17 protein-coding genes are annotated in these 16,650 nt (G+C 45.7%); 6 read left to right on the top strand and 11 right to left on the bottom strand.

Going from position 1 to position 16,650, the window contains the following annotated elements:
* Positions 1 to 30: 30 nt before the first annotated feature.
* From ABS362_RS02110 to ABS362_RS02095, 4 genes are all read right to left on the bottom strand, one after another.
* Positions 31 to 978 carry an alpha/beta fold hydrolase gene (locus ABS362_RS02110; RefSeq protein ID WP_350410577.1) on the bottom strand — a complete coding sequence of 316 codons (948 nt, stop codon included), beginning with the start codon at positions 976 to 978 and terminating at the stop codon, positions 31 to 33.
* A 105-nt stretch (positions 979 to 1,083) separates the two neighbouring features.
* On the bottom strand, positions 1,084 to 1,470 hold the full coding sequence (locus ABS362_RS02105) for an SPW repeat protein (protein ID WP_350410575.1): 387 nt from the start codon (positions 1,468 to 1,470) through the stop codon (positions 1,084 to 1,086).
* 1 nt (position 1,471) lies between these two features.
* A complete protein-coding gene (locus tag ABS362_RS02100) occupies positions 1,472 to 2,035 on the bottom strand; it encodes a vitamin K epoxide reductase family protein (protein WP_350410573.1) in 564 nt (187 codons plus the stop codon).
* 135 nt (positions 2,036 to 2,170) lie between these two features.
* The gene (locus ABS362_RS02095; protein WP_350410571.1) at positions 2,171 to 3,661 is read right to left on the bottom strand and encodes an APC family permease; all 1,491 of its coding nucleotides are present in this window, start codon (positions 3,659 to 3,661) and stop codon (positions 2,171 to 2,173) included.
* 289 nt (positions 3,662 to 3,950) lie between these two features.
* Here ABS362_RS02095 and ABS362_RS02090 point away from each other — a divergent pair, with 289 nt between their 5' ends.
* Positions 3,951 to 4,145 (top strand): hypothetical protein, encoded by a 195-nt coding sequence (locus ABS362_RS02090; protein WP_350410570.1) that lies wholly within the window; start codon positions 3,951 to 3,953, stop codon positions 4,143 to 4,145.
* A gap of 17 nt (positions 4,146 to 4,162) precedes the next feature.
* Here ABS362_RS02090 and ABS362_RS02085 read toward each other — a convergent pair whose 3' ends face one another.
* The 3 genes from ABS362_RS02085 to ABS362_RS02075 all read right to left on the bottom strand — a co-directional run bounded on the left by ABS362_RS02085 (position 4,163) and on the right by ABS362_RS02075 (position 6,108).
* Positions 4,163 to 4,606: a hypothetical protein gene (locus ABS362_RS02085; RefSeq protein WP_350410568.1), complete on the bottom strand. Its 444-nt coding sequence runs from the start codon at positions 4,604 to 4,606 to the stop codon at positions 4,163 to 4,165.
* Between the two features lie 233 nt (positions 4,607 to 4,839).
* A complete protein-coding gene (locus ABS362_RS02080; RefSeq protein WP_350410566.1) occupies positions 4,840 to 5,232 on the bottom strand; it encodes a DUF3221 domain-containing protein in 393 nt (130 codons plus the stop codon).
* A 180-nt stretch (positions 5,233 to 5,412) separates the two neighbouring features.
* Positions 5,413 to 6,108 carry a hypothetical protein gene (locus tag ABS362_RS02075; protein WP_350410564.1) on the bottom strand — a complete coding sequence of 232 codons (696 nt, stop codon included), beginning with the start codon at positions 6,106 to 6,108 and terminating at the stop codon, positions 5,413 to 5,415.
* Between the two features lie 474 nt (positions 6,109 to 6,582).
* Between ABS362_RS02075 and ABS362_RS02070 the strand changes: the two genes are divergently transcribed.
* The 5 genes from ABS362_RS02070 to ABS362_RS02050 all read left to right on the top strand — a co-directional run bounded on the left by ABS362_RS02070 (position 6,583) and on the right by ABS362_RS02050 (position 13,752).
* Positions 6,583 to 9,123 (top strand): PIG-L family deacetylase, encoded by a 2,541-nt coding sequence (locus ABS362_RS02070; RefSeq protein ID WP_350410562.1) that lies wholly within the window; start codon positions 6,583 to 6,585, stop codon positions 9,121 to 9,123.
* Between the two features lie 116 nt (positions 9,124 to 9,239).
* The gene (locus tag ABS362_RS02065; protein WP_350410560.1) at positions 9,240 to 9,386 is read left to right on the top strand and encodes a hypothetical protein; all 147 of its coding nucleotides are present in this window, start codon (positions 9,240 to 9,242) and stop codon (positions 9,384 to 9,386) included.
* Positions 9,383 to 11,101, top strand: a complete 1,719-nt coding sequence (locus tag ABS362_RS02060; RefSeq protein WP_350410558.1) for a sodium:solute symporter family protein — start codon at positions 9,383 to 9,385, stop codon at positions 11,099 to 11,101. The genes ABS362_RS02065 and ABS362_RS02060 overlap by 4 nt, the downstream gene beginning before the upstream one ends.
* A gap of 631 nt (positions 11,102 to 11,732) precedes the next feature.
* Positions 11,733 to 12,821, top strand: a complete 1,089-nt coding sequence (gene gcvT / locus ABS362_RS02055; RefSeq protein ID WP_350410557.1) for a glycine cleavage system aminomethyltransferase GcvT — start codon at positions 11,733 to 11,735, stop codon at positions 12,819 to 12,821.
* A 205-nt stretch (positions 12,822 to 13,026) separates the two neighbouring features.
* A complete protein-coding gene (locus ABS362_RS02050) occupies positions 13,027 to 13,752 on the top strand; it encodes a 2-phosphosulfolactate phosphatase (protein WP_350410555.1) in 726 nt (241 codons plus the stop codon).
* Positions 13,753 to 14,000: 248 nt separating this feature from the next.
* Here ABS362_RS02050 and ABS362_RS02045 read toward each other — a convergent pair whose 3' ends face one another.
* The 4 genes from ABS362_RS02045 to ABS362_RS02030 form a co-directional block, all read right to left on the bottom strand.
* Positions 14,001 to 14,327 (bottom strand): nucleotide pyrophosphohydrolase, encoded by a 327-nt coding sequence (locus ABS362_RS02045; protein ID WP_350410554.1) that lies wholly within the window; start codon positions 14,325 to 14,327, stop codon positions 14,001 to 14,003.
* A gap of 9 nt (positions 14,328 to 14,336) precedes the next feature.
* Entirely contained in the window at positions 14,337 to 15,251 is a 915-nt protein-coding gene (locus tag ABS362_RS02040) for a hypothetical protein (RefSeq protein WP_350410553.1), read from the bottom strand.
* A gap of 77 nt (positions 15,252 to 15,328) precedes the next feature.
* Positions 15,329 to 15,781 (bottom strand): D-aminoacyl-tRNA deacylase, encoded by a 453-nt coding sequence (dtd, locus tag ABS362_RS02035; RefSeq protein WP_350410551.1) that lies wholly within the window; start codon positions 15,779 to 15,781, stop codon positions 15,329 to 15,331.
* Between the two features lie 104 nt (positions 15,782 to 15,885).
* A complete protein-coding gene (locus tag ABS362_RS02030; RefSeq protein ID WP_350410550.1) occupies positions 15,886 to 16,518 on the bottom strand; it encodes a hypothetical protein in 633 nt (210 codons plus the stop codon).
* Positions 16,519 to 16,650: the final 132 nt, after the last annotated feature.

Raw genomic sequence — 16,650 nt, 5'->3', positions numbered from 1 at the left:
GCTATAGTTTAGGTTTTTCAGCAGATGAAATTAGCGGTTGAGAACAAGATCTCCGCTCAGGAAGTGCAATGCATCCTGCACAGTTTCGTATGGTATTTCTTCCATGGGTACGTGGCCGGCACCCGGGTACAGTTTAAGTTGTGCTCTTTTTATAGTTTGCTTAAAATAGGCTGCATCGGTTACCGGAACCCATGCATCTGCTTCGCCCCAGAGCAGTAAAGTAGGAGCCTGTATCTTTGCCAGTTTATGCAGGTTGACGGTATCTTTAGTATTCATGCGGGAGATAAAAGCTTCGCGATTTCCCTGGCGTAGTAACATTTCGTGGCTCAGAGTTATAGTTTGGTCTGTCAGTTTGCTATCATCTCCGTAAACTTCTTTCAGGCTTTTTTTTACTATAAAACGGGGTGTAATATATTTCAATGCGTGTTTCAGCAAAGGTGTCTGCGCCATCCGGAAAGGTAGGCTAATATTTTTGTCGTTGGCATTTGTAACACCGGTCGGTGCTAAAAGTATCATTTTATGAACCCGTTCCGGATAGGTAGCCGCGAAATCATAGGTGATCTGTCCGCCAAGTGAGCTGCCTGCAAGGTGAGCCTTCTCAATACCTTGCTCATCCATAAAGTGTAGCAGCAGTTCGGTGTAATTTGCAATACTATAGTTATCCGTCGTATTTCTTCCTGTCAGCCCAAAACCAGGAAGATCGAACCGTAACACGCGGTAACTTTTGCCCAGCTCTTTTGCCCAGCCATCCCAAGTGTGCAGCGATGCAGCAGTACCGTGTAAAAGAATGATTGGAGTGCCTTGCCCTTCGTCGTGGTAATGCAGGTTGGCGCCATTTATCGTTACAAACCGGGAAGCTGACGTAGCGTACTTTTGTTTCAGATCTTCGGCAGGGATGTCTTTACGGATAAGCAGGGCAGTCGCAGCTATAACTAAACCAGCAGCAGCAAGCCCGAGGTGTTTGGCTTTAAATCTCATAGTTTTGTAAGGTGGCATGGGTAATAATCAACTCTAAAATAAGAGTTTATCATTTACTTTTGACCAGTTCCAACTATAAAATCAGCCACATCACTTTCTGACTGTTCAGACTCTCGGTGTTCTTCTGGCTTCTGTGGCGTGCAGCGAGTCTTTTCTCCAGATGGCAGACCAGCCTCCGCCGTATGAGCCCTCCACTTTGCCTTTCACAAAACTGAGGCTGGCAACCGCTGCTCCAATTACCATATCATTTAAAATAGCTGTAGTTGGTTCGTAACCCAATACCCAGGGAGCCAGCAATAACCATAAACCCAGCGGTACATTATACAGGCGCAGGACCCGGGTAGCTTCCCACCACGAAATGACTGCAAACGAGGTGATGATCGGGCCTACAATGTGCGCGTTATTAGAGATGGTCTTATCTTCGAAACCGAGTATGGCAGGAGAGACCATCAGCCAGAGTCCGAGTAGTGCGTTTATAACTTGTGCCCACATATTAAATTACGTTACCTTGTACTTTCTTATATCCCCAGAATGCTTTCCAGAGGGAGCCGTTAGCATCTTTTACCCGCTTCATGTACTGCAGACTTGCCAGCATTTCATCCATAGCAGGGCCAATCATTAACACCGAAACTACAGCAGAAGCCAGGCAAAGCGTACACCAGGCATCATACAAAACAGGTTGCAGCACCACCAGCAATACACTTATCATACCCAACGGGCCCACCATTACACCAAACAAAATCACGATCCAGGGCATGGTGCGCCACCTTCTGATCCCGCCAACTATACCGGCAACTGCATCTACCAGGTAACCAAAAGCACCTAATATGGCATCGGGTACAGGTAAGATCTTTGAAGTGGCGGATGTCAGTATTTTCTGGCTTCCGTTTCCAAAAAAGGGCTCCCAAACAGTAGAAACCACTTTAAGCTGAAAAAGACCGAGGTAAGTGGCAATAGCAAGGCCAAGGATTGCCAGCCCGACTATAGGCAGGCGCTGCGCCCATGAAGCCGGGTTGTAACTCCAGCCTGGTGGAATGGCATCGGTAGTGTTGCGCATAGTTTTATCTTTTTTTGATGTATTAACTACGTGACCAATAGGGCAGTGTTCCGATTTATTGTTCGAGGGGCTGTAAAACAGGCGAGCCCGCTCTTTTTAGAAAGCAGGCTCGTCTTATATATAAACCATAAAGAACTAGTCCGGGGAGTTTTGTTTTGAGAACCGGCTACCGAAGAAATAATAAACAGGTATGCCCAGTGCAACTATAATAAGCCCCGGCCAGGTGTAAACCGGTTTATAGATAAGCAGAATAATACAGATAGCCGAAGCCAGCAAAATATACATAGCAGGCAGTATCGGGTAACCAAAAGCTTTGTAAGGTCGTGGCAAGTCCGGACGTTTTACGCGCAGCACAAATACACCAACTATAGTTATAATGTAAAACAGCATCACGGCAAAGATCACATAATCGAGGAGTTGGTTGTATGAACCGGAAAGGCAAAGCAGGCACGCCCAGATGCATTGCAGCCAAAGGGCCGCAGCCGGTACGCCATGCTTATTAAGCTCACCCATTTTTTTAAAGAACAGGCCGTCTTTGGCAATGGCATAGTATACCCGGGCTCCCGAAAGTATAGCGCCATTGTTACAACCAAACGTCGAGATCATGATAAGAACCGCAATGGCAATAGTAGCCTTATAACCCCCGATAACTTCGGCGGCGGCGGTAGCTACACGGTCGTTACTGGCAAATGTAATTCCCTGGCCCATTACGTCGGTGGCTAGCTCGCTGCCGTGCATGGGCAACACCAGCAAATAAACCAGGTTAATGAGCAGGTAAATACCCGTAACAAGCGCCGACCCGATCACCATACTTAACACGATCGTTCGCTTGGGGTTCACGATCTCATCACCCGAAAAACCAATGTTGTTCCAGGAATCGGCAGAGAATAACGCACCGACCATGGCCATGCCAATAGCTGTTACCAGTGCAATACCGGCAGGAGGTAACAGTGTAGAACCGTCCGTAGCAGTCTGAGAACCCCAGAAATTAGAGAAATTGGCATCAATGGCTGTTTCGTTTATCCCGAATAATAAGCCTAACAGTATAAGTCCGAAGAGTGCGATGAGTTTGGTACTGCCGAAAATGTTCTGGATCAGTTTGCCGCTTTTTACACCCCTGGAGTTAATGTAGGTAAGATACACGATACTGGTAATGGCCAGCAACTGCACCGTGCTGAACTGAAAACTGCCTAACCTGAACAGTACATTGTCGTCAGAAAACCAGGGAAAGATAACGCCTGTAAATTTGGCAAAAGCTACGCCTACCGCTGCAATTACACCGGTCTGTATTACAAGGAACAGCGACCAGCCATACAGGAAAGCCACTAATTTGTTATAAGCTTCTTTCAGGTACACATACTGCCCACCCACATTCGGGAACATAGACGATAGCTCGCCATAGCTGATAGCGCCAACTATAGTTAAGAAACCGGATACAACCCACACCAGCAACATGTTGGCGGGCGTTACTACGGCTCTCGAAATATCGGCTGTAACTATAAAAATGCCTGACCCGATCATACCACCCGTCACGATCATGATGGCATCGAAAAGGGTGATCTCGCGCTTAAACCCGGTTTGGGAATCCTGAACTTCTGCGGTCTCTTGTGTTAGTTTTTGCTTCATACAAAATAAATAGGACTGTAAAGTTAAGGCAATATGTGATGGATTGTTGACTGAAGGACTCAAAGTAAAAACAGTAAGCGGAAAAATGGTGTGATTCAGAAGTACGGAGGAGGTTTAAACTGCTATTTTTTCTTCAGATTTTCATCTGCTTAAAACGACCGTTCACGGAGAAAAACAGGTTGTTGGTATAAGTTAGTAGTAATATATGTAACAGTAGCTTGCATTACATAGTACTGTATAATATCTTTGTTGCATAAATAATTGTAAAACACTTATAACACTTAAAATTATGAAAATCCTGATCCTACTTTCTGCTTCTTTATTCGGTTTCGGACTTGCTTGCCAGGAGGCTACAAGTGTACCGGCCCCAGCCACTATCAATGCTGCCTACACTGTTTACGAAGAGCCAGTGGCAACTATAGCCTTAGATACAATTGAGGTTGTGTATGAAGCTCCGGCTTCGCTTGCCGGTGTTGCACGCTAATCTATAGTTTAAAGCTGTCAGGCTGGCATATTATAGTTTTTGGGATTGCAGCTTAGCAACCACTTTTCTGCAGTTTCAAAATCCATAAAGTTCTTCATAAGGAAGGGCGGCACCATACGCCCGCGCAGGTCGCGGGCCGAGAGTTGGCTAAACATGCTATGAGAATAAATATGGGCCAGGCACCTTAAACCTGCTTTATATACTGCCGGCAGCCAGTCAAACTCCAGCCAGTCGTTTGCATCCTGCCAGTCGCCGGTAACCTCAGATTTATCGTTGAGCAGCTTCGAACAGGGATGTTCTTCTATAAATTCGAGAAAGACTTTGGCTGCTTTTATCACCTCATCGGCTGTAATATGGCCGTGCCATTTAGCTAATGTGTAAAAAGTATGCTGGCTTATAGTTACATAGTTTTCACCCTGCGCATTTACCAGCTCTACTTTGCTTAGTTGGACTTCCTTCATGTAATACAGAAAAGTTGAAGTGAATTTCTCTAAAAAGAATAGTAGGTGCGTTTTATCTTGACGGCTGTTTATAAGAAAGTTCGTAGCCTTGAGCATTTACGATGCTTGTGGGGTAGCTTCTCATTATACGGCGATAATACGTTCGGGTATAAGGCCTGACTTATGGTCATTATATTACCGGATTTGGTGCGCTGTTTATAGTTGACAGGCATCTCCTAATACCTGCAGCAAGCTTATAGTTTGCCTGTTGGGAGGGTTACACGAATGGCCACAGCGGTAGCCTGAACCGGCATCGACTCCATAACAGCACCATCAAACCAAACTTCTACCTCGTGGCCTTCTTTTAACTGACCTGCTTTTATCCGTTTCCCATCCTTGTCTTCTATCAGGGTATTTTCATCTACTTTAACACTTGCCTGCGGGTAAGCCGATTCAACGCCTTTTCCTGCTTCTACAAGTAGCTGTAGCCTGCTGTTCTTTTCTGTTGTTCCGGTTTCGGTAAGGCTGGTAATTTTTCCGTTTATATCAGGTAGTGTATCCGGCATGCGCTTCAATTCATCGCCGCGGCAAGAAACTATAGCAACTATAACTAAACTATAAGCCAGTATTTTTAAAAGTATGTTCACGCTAAATAGAAATATAAAATGTATACTGAATACACGCTATCTACGGTGAAGCGATGTTTTTGATAGTATAGTTTGTAAAAAGAATGCAGTTGATAACTGGAAACAACTGTTGTAGTAAAAAGAAAAAGGGCCATGTTTCAGCTAAATGAAACATGGCCCTTTGTGCAACCTTAAGATATATTATGCTACACGTAGTACGTGGTCTTCGTTCAACGCTCTCCGGATAGTAGCTTCAGATGTATAGTAACATAAATAATCGTTTCGGCGGGATACCTTATTTAGTGGGCGCTGCATCAGCACAACTTTACTTCTTTTACCAACCGTTATCAAACCTAAGCCTTTCTGGTGGCACATGTCAAGTAATGTTTTGGCCAAAGCATTGTTGCGTAGCACCAGGCTGCTGATTGATAAACCGATCCATTGCTCATCTGCAGGTGCCAGTTTTACATTATCAAGCAGTGTTTCGAGCTGGCGGTGATTGTATTTTTTAATAAGGAATGTATGCAGCATAAACCCGATAGGTGCCACAACTATTGGCGCGATCAGCATGACAAGTATGTTGCCGGTTGTTTTGCCAAGTACGAAACAAAGAGCAGCTAATACCAGTGGCGTTAACAATCTTAATTTGCCCAGGCCGTTCTTTTTGTAGTTAGTAAGCATCCCAACCAAGCGGCCGGACTGTTGCATACTGATATTGGCTAGGAAAGCTTCGCCGGTAGGTTTTTTAAATGCCAGCATACCGTCGGTGGTGATACCTCGCTTTGTTTTCTCGTTCTGGCCAACAAGTATATTACCAGTTGTGTACTGCTGCGTGTAGTAATTTTTCAGATAGTCGAACGCAAAGTCCTCAATCTTGCTTTCTAGTTGGTTTGCCATGTTGGTCTGTTAAGATAAGAAACAGAATTAAACGGTACCTGGCTAGTGTAATAAAACACTTTAAATAGCTAAAATACGGCTTTAAGGGTGTCTGGTTCTTAAAGTAATTTAAAGATTTTTTAACAGAAAAAATCAAAAAGTTCTTTGCCTACTACAAACATAGTGTAGGAAATATATAGAAGCAAGTATCTGTATTTTTTTATTTTTTGATTAAATACTTCTAATAGATGCTATGTTATAACCTGGCTTACTACACTTATTAGGTATCTAATTGTAATATTTAAATACCTCTCAGCCATCTCTTTATGTATGCTATAGTTATTTATGCATTATTTGCAGCGCTGTATATCTTTTGAAAAATGCATTTTGTCTGTTGCCCTAACGCTATTTTACTAAAACTCATTCAAATTGCTTAGTTTTACTTTACTGACAAATTAAAAGCCTGCCCACTACACCATGGCACACACTATAACTATGAAATTCCGATCTATCGTATTTTGCCTTTTTGTGGCGTTCAATATATTATCGTTCGTTGCTTCAGAGGTTCAGGCGCAAGCCCCACAAAGAACATCGTCTGCAGACATCCTGCACCAGCTTAAAAAACTGAATGTGCTGGGCACGGTGCTGTATGTGGCTGCTCACCCCGACGATGAGAATACCCGCCTGATAACACATTTAGCAAACGAAAAACTATACAACACCGGCTACTTATCGGTAACGCGCGGCGATGGCGGTCAGAACCTGATCGGTCCCGAGATAAGCAAAGATCTTGGCATTATACGCACGCAGGAGTTATTGCAGGCCCGCCGTACCGATGGAGGCGTGCAGTTCTTTACCCGTGCCAACGACTTCGGCTACTCTAAAAACGCTGACGAGACTTTTAACATCTGGAACAAAGAACAGGTGCTGTCCGATATGGTGTGGGTGATTCGCAAGTTCAGGCCCGATGTGATGATCACGCGTTTTCCGCCGGATGAACGCGCCGGGCACGGGCAACACACTGCCTCTGCAGTACTAGCCGCCGAAGCCTTTATCGCCGCCGGCGACCCAAAACGTTTTCCAGAGCAACTGAAGTATGTAGAAGTGTGGCAACCCAAACGCCTGCTCTGGAACACGGGTGTATGGTCGTTTGGGAGTCAGGCCGAGTTTGATAAGTATGTAGATAAACTGCTGAAGGTAGATGTGGGTGGCTATAATCCGTTACTGGGGCAGTCGTATGGCGAAATTGCTGCAGCCAGCCGAAGCATGCATAAAAGCCAGGGTTTCGGCGCATCAGCATCGCGGGGTACTTCAATAGAATATTTACAGCACACGCTGGGAGATAAAGCGGAAAAAGAACTGCTGGAAGGCATAAACACTACCTGGGCTCGCGTGAAAGGTGGCGATAAAGTAGAAAAGCTGATACAGAAAGCCATTGATACGTACAAGCCAACAGAGCCGGCAACTATAGTTCCGACCTTACTGGCTGCCCGCAAAGAGCTACAGAAGTTACCTGACAGCCACTGGAAGCAGGTTAAAACAGACGCCATTAACGAGGTGATACAGGATGCACTGGGCTTGTACCTGGAAGTAGCAGCCTCCGATTTTTCAGCTGCGCCTGGTCAGCCTGTAGCTTTTAACATTGAGGCTATAAATCGCTCTGCCATGCCCGTAACTATAAAGTCCATCAACTATAGTTTTGCCAAACAAGACACTACCCTGCAAAAAGCTTTGTCGCCTAACGAACCTGTAAAGTACAGCACAACTATAAAACTGCCTGCTGACATGGCCTATTCGCAACCTTACTGGCTGCGCAAAGCTGGTTCGCTGGGTATGTTTGCTGTGGAAGGTTTTGAGAATATAGGGAAGCCTGAAAATGATCCTGCTGCTGAAGTTACCTTTAACTTAACTATAGCGGGTGAGCCTTTACAAGTTAAAGTACCCGTAGTTTACAAACGCACCGACCCGGTAGAAGGGGAAGTGTACAGGCCATTTATAGTTACGCCACCTGTATTTGTGAATGTAGCCGAAGGCGTTTACATGTTTGCCGACCAGCAGCCAAAGCAGGTAAATGTGCGGGTGAAGGCTGGTAAAGCAAATGTTGCTGGGAATGTAAGTTTGAATTTACCGAAGGGCTGGAAAGCTGAGCCATCAACTATAGCTTTTAATTTACAGGCCAAAGGAGCAGAGCAGAATGTGAGTTTTATAGTTACACCACCCAAAGGCCAGCACGAAGCTGAACTGAAAGCTGTTGCTACTATAGACGGCCAAAACTATAGGCAGAGCCTGAACGAGATCAACTATAGCCACATCCCGGCGCAAACCACTTTCCCGGAGGCAACAGCCAAGATAGTAAAACTGGACCTGAAAAAGAACGGCGAAAAAATAGGCTACGTGATGGGAGCCGGAGACGACATACCTACCAGTCTGCGCCAGATCGGTTATGACGTAACCATACTTCGCGACAGCGACATGCGTCTGAATTACCTGCAGCAGTTCGATGCCATTATACTGGGTGTTCGCGCCTATAATACAATAGACAGGTTAAAGTTTCATCAGCCAACTTTACTGGAATACGTGAAGAATGGTGGAAACCTGATCGTGCAGTACAACACCAACCACGCACTGGTAATGCCAAATGTAGGCCCTTATCCATTAAAATTATCCCGCGACAGAGTAACCGTAGAAGAAGCCGAAGTACGTTTCCTGAAGCCGAACCACCCGGTGCTGAACACACCAAACAAGATCACCAAAAAAGACTTTGAAGGCTGGGTGCAGGAGCGCGGTTTATACTTCCCGAACGAATGGAGTAATGAATACGAAGCCATCCTGTCATCAAACGACCCCGGCGAGCCTGCCCGCGATGGTGGACTGCTGGTAGCCAAATATGGTAAAGGCAACTATATCTATACCGGTTATTCGTGGTTCCGGGAACTGCCTGCCGGTGTGCCGGGCGCTTACCGCCTTTTCGTAAACCTGATCTCGCTGGGCAAACACGATGGCTCCGGCAATGCATCTAAATCAAGTATAAAATAGACAATAGACTTTTAGACAAAGGACAAAAGACTATGCAAAAGCTCTTTCGGATTTGTAATCTGATTTTTATCAAGTCCATTGTCTTTTGTCATCTAGTCTATTGTCAATAAAGAACCATGAAGAAAAATCACCCTGTAGACGAAGAGCCACCAATTGATAAGCCACCTTTTTTTAAAACCTGGAAAGGTATGTACTGGCTGGTGCTGGGCAACCTGGCTTTCATGATTCTTCTGTTCTACGCCATCACTAAACTCTACGAATGAGAACCTTAGACTGGATCGTGCTGCTGGGCACTATCGGCTTTATAGTTATTTACGGCATCTGGAAAACACGCGGCAGCAAAGACATAGAAGGCTACCTGAAAGGCGACAACTCCATGAAGTGGTGGACTATCGGTCTGTCTATTATGGCGACCCAGGCCAGTGCGATCACCTTTTTATCTACACCAGGTCAGGCCTACGAAGACGGGATGCGTTTTATACAATTCTACTTCGGCTTGCCGATCGCCATGGTCATTATCTCGGTCACGATCATTCCCATATTTTACAGGCTTAAAGTATTTACCGCCTACGAGTTCCTGGAGAACCGTTTTGACCTGAAAACACGCTCGCTGGCAGCTCTGCTGTTCTTAGTGCAGCGTGGCCTTGCTGCCGGTATCACTATTTATGCGCCGGCCATTATACTTTCTACTATGCTGGGCTGGAGCTTAACGATAACCAACCTGGTTATTGGCGTGGTCGTGATTGTGTATACCATGTCGGGGGGCACGAAGGCGGTGAGCGTAACGCAGAAGCAACAGATGGCCGTGATGATGGGCGGTATGATCGTAGCTGGTATTATGGTGGTGAGTTACCTGCCGGATAATGTGGGCTTTGGCGATGCTGTGGCTGTAGCGGGCAAACTCGGTAAAATGAATGTGGTAGATTTTAGCTGGGACTGGAAAACCAGCTGGGATGACCGCTATAATTTCTGGTCGGGCATTACAGGTGGTTTGTTCCTGGCCCTATCATATTTCGGAACTGACCAAAGCCAGGTGGCACGTTACTTAGGTGGTAAATCAATAGGAGAGAGCCGGTTGGGGTTGCTGTTTAATGGCTTGCTGAAGATACCGATGCAGTTCCTGATCCTGTTTATAGGCGTAATGGTGTTTGTGTTTTACCAGTTTAACCAGCCACCGGTGTTCTTTAACGAAGCCGCTAAAAACAAAGTATACGCCACCGCCCACGCCGATGAACTTCGCACGCTGGAAGGGGAGTACAATACCATTTTTGAACAAAAGCAGGCCGCAGTGCATGAGTTGGTAGCCGCTATCAAAACCGACGATGAAGCCGCTATAGTTGCTGCCCAAACGCAGGTACAGACCTATACCGACGCCGGAAAAGAAGTGCGCGAACAGGTAAAAACGGTCATCAAAACAGCCACCCCCGATGCCGAAACCAAAGACACCGACTACGTTTTCATCTCCTTTGTGATGAAGTATCTGCCTGCCGGCTTGGTAGGTTTGCTACTGGCGGTTATCTTTTCGGCTGCCATGTCATCTACCGCTTCGGAGCTGAATGCACTGGCAAGTACAACGGTCGTAGATATTTACAAACGCTCTGTGAAAAGCAACGGCGATCCGAAACATTACCTGAACGCATCCAAGCTCTTTACGCTTGCCTGGGGACTTATTGCTATTCTGTTTGCCACTTATGCGTCGTTGCTGGATAACCTGATACAGGCTGTTAACATCATCGGGTCTATTTTCTACGGAACGATATTGGGCATTTTTCTGGTAGCATTTTACTTTAAGCGCATTAAAGGCAACGCCGTTTTCTTTGCCGCTATCCTCGCTGAGTTGGTCGTACTCTACTGCTTCTATTTCACCGAGATCGCTTTCTTGTGGTTCAACGTGATCGGTTGTGTGGCTGTGATATTGTTTGGGTTTATACTGCAGGGTTTGATCGGCAAAAAGAATGAGGAGTTGGTAAAAGCATAGTTTATAGTATGGATGTTTGCTGTTTAAAAGCAGGGGAGTTGGGTTATCTATAACTATGGTTCAAGTTATAGTTTTATAGTAGCCGTTTGTCATCCCCCTACCCCCTTCAAAGGGGGACTTTCTGCTATTGCCATATTAAAAGCTATAGTTCTATAATTACAGCTCATGAGCAGGCAGGCGTAGCCTGGCCCACGAAACTATACCCACGATAAAGGTCGGAGCTTATCGGATCAAACTATAGTTAGCAGACGCTATGTGAAAGATTGCAGTCTTTGGGTGGGGGTGCAGGGGCCCCCTTTAAGGAGCGCCTTATGAATATTTGGTGCCGTAGGCATTGCGAGGAACGAGCAAAAGAGATTCGCACAGCGCGATGCCCGAAGACGGGGCCTCCCGGCCGTGAGGGCACCAAAGCCTGATTGAAACGATAGGTTTGTAGAGCTCCCAGGATTAATGGTGACTTGAAAGGATAGCTTGGTTCAAGTTGGAAAGGTATCAAACTATAGCCTATCTCAACTACTCTCAAAAACCTGATTCAGACAAATTCAAGCCATCAACAATTTAGTAATTCAGCCATCAGAGATAAAAAAGTTTAGTTACTTTTGCCTTATAACCCCCTTGAGAAATTAAGATCATGGAATTAAAGAAAATAGCTTTAAACGATGTACACGAAGCAATGGGCGCTAAAATGGTGCCTTTTGCCGGATATAATATGCCTGTTCGTTACTCTTCGGACCTGGAAGAGCACAACACGGTACGTAATGCAGTAGGCATTTTTGATGTGTCGCACATGGGCGAGTTCCTGGTGCAGGGGCCGGGCGCGCTGGACCTGATTCAGTACGTAACGTCTAATGATGCATCCAAACTGACGCCGGGTAAAATTCAGTACTCATGCTTCCCGAACGAGCAGGGCGGTATAGTGGACGACCTGCTGGTTTACTGCCTGGGTGAAGAAGATTACATGCTGGTAGTTAATGCCTCTAACATAGACAAAGACTGGGAGTGGATAAATAAGTACAACAAAGGCGGTGTGAAGCTGACAAACATTTCAGATGAGATGTCGCTGTTTGCAGTGCAGGGACCAAAAACGGTTGAAGCATTGCAGCCGCTTACCTCACTCGACCTGGCCAACATGGTGTACTATACATTTGATAAAGGTGAGTTTGCCGGTGTGCCGGATGTTATAGTTTCAGCTACAGGTTATACCGGTTCTGGCGGATTTGAGATCTACGTGAAGAACGAAGATGCCAAGCGCGTTTTTGATGCCATTATGGAAGCGGGTAAGGAGCATGGCATTAAGCCAATCGGATTGGGTGCCCGCGATACGCTACGCCTGGAAATGGGTTTCTGCCTGTACGGCAACGACATCAACGATACTACTTCTCCGCTGGAAGCCGGCTTAGGCTGGATCACGAAGTTTGACAAGGAATTTGTGAACTCTGAGAACCTGAAGGCTCAGAAAGAAGCTGGTGTTACTAAAAAACTGGTTGGTTTCGAGATGCAGGAAAAAGCTATCCCAAGAGCGCATTATGAAATCGTGAACGCCGAAGGTGAGCAGATCGGTGAAGTAACATCAGGTACTATGTCGCCATCATTAGGTAAAGGTGTTGGTCTGGGTTATGTAACCACTGAGTACAGCAAGCCGGGCACCGAGATCTTCGTTCGCGTGCGCAATAAAGACATGAAAGGCCAGATCGTGAAACTGCCGATTCTTAAAAAGTAAATTTAGTTGTTGATCTCCTGGTAAAATCATCCCCCTACCCCCTTCAAAGGGGGACTTTTTCTTCTATCGTAAAACTATAGTTTAGAATTACACAAGGTGAGTGTCCCCCTTAGAAGGGGGCAGGGGGATGACAAACCAGTGCCCTATCATAAGCAGGGTTAATAGCTGATCAACAATCAACCATCTAACAATTTAACAATCAAAAATGCCAAGTATAGATGTGTGCTTCAGCCCAGAGCTGTTGCACTTGTATGATTTGAAGGGCAAAGCCGTTGTGGCTGTGGACATACTTCGCGCTACTTCTACTATGGTGGCTGCCTTTGCACATGGCGCTATCGATATTATTCCGGTGATGAAGCTGGAAGAATGCCAGGCTTACGCCGAGAAAGGTTGCCTGATTGCTGCCGAGCGTGATGGTATAAAAGCGGAAGGTTTTGACCTGGGTAACTCGCCGTTTGCGTACATGGATGGCAATGTGCAGGGCCGAACGATAGCTATTACGACCACCAACGGGACGCGCGCTATTAATTTATCCATGGAGGCCGATGAAATTATAGTTGGCTCTTTTTTAAACCTGCAGACTGTTGTGGATCACCTGAAAGAACTGCAACTGGATGTTATCGTGGTTTGTGCCGGCTGGAAAGGTAAATTTAACCTGGAAGATACTTTGTACGCAGGTGCATTGGCTGAGAGACTTCAGGATACTTTTACGTTTGAAAATGATGCCACCCTTGCCTCCCTGCATCTTTACCAGACTGCTAAAAATGACCTGGTTTCTTTCTTAAGACAATCCTCACATGTACGTCGCCTGGAGAATCTGGAAATTCACAAAGACATTGAGTTCTGCCTGCTGCATGATAAGTACAGCGTACTCCCTGTCTGGAAAAACGACAGGCTGGTAGATCTTGGAGTTAAGGAGTTGAGGAGTTAGAAAGTTAGAAGGTTAGAAAGTTAAAAAGGGAAGTGCGGATGTTATCTGTGCTTCCCTTTTTTGTTTTAGGCTATACTATAACTATAGTTCAGCTTAGTAGGCGAGCGAGGGCAGCAAGGTCAATTGCAGTATTAAGACGCAAAATAAGCGCCTTTACTTTTATCAAAACTTTTAACTCCCCAACTCTCTAACTCCCAAACTCTTCAACTTTCTAACCTTCTAACTTTATAACTTTCTAATTTTCTAACTTACTTCAGTTTTGGGTTTTGCTTGTGGCGGTCGCTGTCGCGTTGTGTTTTCTTAGCCAGATTTTTTTCCAGGGCTTCGGTCAGGTTTACGCCGGTTTGGTTGGCCAGGCAGATAAGTACAAACAATACATCAGCTAGTTCATCGCCTAAATCTTTGCCGGTATCGCTTTGCTTGAAGGATTGTTCACCGTATTGCCTGGAGATAATGCGGGCCACTTCACCTACTTCTTCGGTTAGTATGGCCATGTTGGTGAGCTCACTGAAATAGCGCACGCCATTTTCCTTAATCCAGTTATCTACTATCTGCTGCGCGTCTTGTATGGTCATGGTCAGGTTTTATTTCCCGAATTTAACCACAAAATCAACATAAGGCACGCCAATAACGATACTTTCTATAATGTCCTTATTATTCAGGAAAGCCAGGTCCACGGTAATACGCTCGCCCATAAAGCGTAAACCATATGAATAAATGCCGCCACTGATATCCTCGCTGGGAACGAACCAGTTCTCTGAAACCAATCCAAGTTTCTGTGTTAGACGGGTCATGCCACTTAGCGTAACGATAGGCCTGCTGGCAAAGTCACCATCAACGTAACCATAACCTAACCCTAAAGTGGCATTATTATCGGTATTACCATAGGTTACAATGCCATAGCCAACGCCAAGGCCCGAGAAACCATCATCTGCAAGTGTGCTGGTCAGGTACAGTGCGCCAGCGCCTGCACGCCATTTGTCAGCTAGTTTAAAAGTGTATTTTGGAGTGATAAAAAAGGTAGGTTCGCCACTGAAGGTAGAGATCAGTTCAAACCCACCTCCTATGGTAAAGTTATCGGTAAGGCCAAAGTTAAAGGAGTTGAGAACCAGGTAGGTGTTCTGGTAATAGGCCTCGCCTTTGCGCAGACTAAACGCCGAAGGGCCAAACAGGTAACGGCTGGAGTTGGGGTTCTCGTACCAGTATTGGCCATTCTTATAGTTGCGCTCGTCCAGCACACGGGTGCTCTTTACCTTGTCGATAGGGATGATGATGTCGCCGGCACTATCGGTGCGTAGGTGTATGCCCAATTCGTCCTGCTTCAGAAAGACACCCTGGTACACCGAGCCATCCTTGGTCTCTACCATCCAGCGCTGCGGGGCAGGAGTTTGGGTAGTTGTAGTATCGGTCTGGGCTAGGGTTGGCGAGCAAACTATAGTTGCAAGTAAGAGCAGGCAACAACCTATTAGGTGGCGGGCACTAAGACCGGGCTTATCCATTCTTTATCTAAGTTAAAGTATAACTATAGCTGAATATACGGATTTCAGAAAGTTAGATAATGCCGCTCAGATTTATTTTATTCCTTGTTCTGAGAATCTATCGTTATCGTTACCGGGCCATCGTTCAGCAACGCTACTTTCATGTCGGCACCAAAGTCACCTGTCTGTACTTTTTTGCCTAAAGCAGTCTCCAGGTAAACTATAAATTTTTCGTAAAGCGGGATGGCTATAGTTGGCGGAGCAGCGTTGATGTACGACGGGCGGTTCCCTTTTTTGGTGTTGGCAAATAACGTAAACTGGCTTATTACCAGCATATCCCCGTTCACATCCTGCACGCTCAGGTTCATCTTATCATCTGCATCGCTGAATATCCGGAGCTGGGAAATTTTGCTGGCTGTCCATTTCAGGTCTTCATCAGTGTCGGTGGGCGTGAAGCCGGCCAAAATGAGTAGGCCTAAGCCAATTTCACCTTTTACTTCCTTGTTTATAGTTACGGATGCCTGCGTTACCCGCTGTACCACTACGCGCATACTGATTGCTGATTGTTTTATCCGGGTAAAGATAATTTAATTGTTGAATTGCTAAATTGTCGAATGGTTAAAAATCTAATAATCAACAATCAGCCATTTAACAATTAATCTACATACCCTTCATACAAAATACGACTGACTTTGCCGTTCTTCAGGAAGAAATATAGATGGATAGGAGCACCGTCTTTGGTGGAGGCAACGATCTTGTCTGGTGATTGCTGCAGGTTAATGTTCTGGGCTTTAAGTTTGCCGGTCAGTTCTTCCTGGGGCATGCCTACACGCAGGTTGTTACGGAGCTTGATCGAACTATTCCGGATATCGGCAACCTGTAGCAGCAATTTGCCCGATTGCGTTGGCGCGTATAGTTCCAGCATCGAACTCCCGAAGCGGATCGTGTAGATCGTGTCCGTAACAGTAGGGCGGTGCATATTCTCTATAGCGTCAGCATCTACCGAAAAATCATCCTGAATCTTATCGAAATAAGCGCTCAGCGAATTACTTTGGGCTACACTAGCAATAAAAGGATTTCCTAAAAAATCGATAGTGGCGGGAGCCCGGCGCGGGGTACGAACGGCTGTAGTGTCTATTGTTTCCCGGGAAACAGGGGAGGTGTTTTCTTCACTGGCCTGCTCTGAAGTGCATGCTACTGTTACTGAATGCACAAAAAACAACAGCGCAAGCAGCCGTACGCGTAGGGCATACTTATAGTTGAAACTGTTGCAGAGCAGGGTAAACATAGTATCCGGGGAAAAGGGTAAGATTTATACCTCACATACGAGAACCAGGCGCTTAAAAGTTTTACTTAAAATTGCCTGCATCTATAGTTTCTGCGCTGCCCAAAGTATAATTTCGCAGCAAAGATGATATAA

It is taken from the genome of Pontibacter populi, assembly GCF_040278685.1.
Lineage (GTDB): Bacteria > Bacteroidota > Bacteroidia > Cytophagales > Hymenobacteraceae > Pontibacter > Pontibacter populi.
The sequence above is the reverse complement of the archived record's forward strand: the minus strand, read 5'-3'. Positions and strand labels throughout refer to the sequence as shown.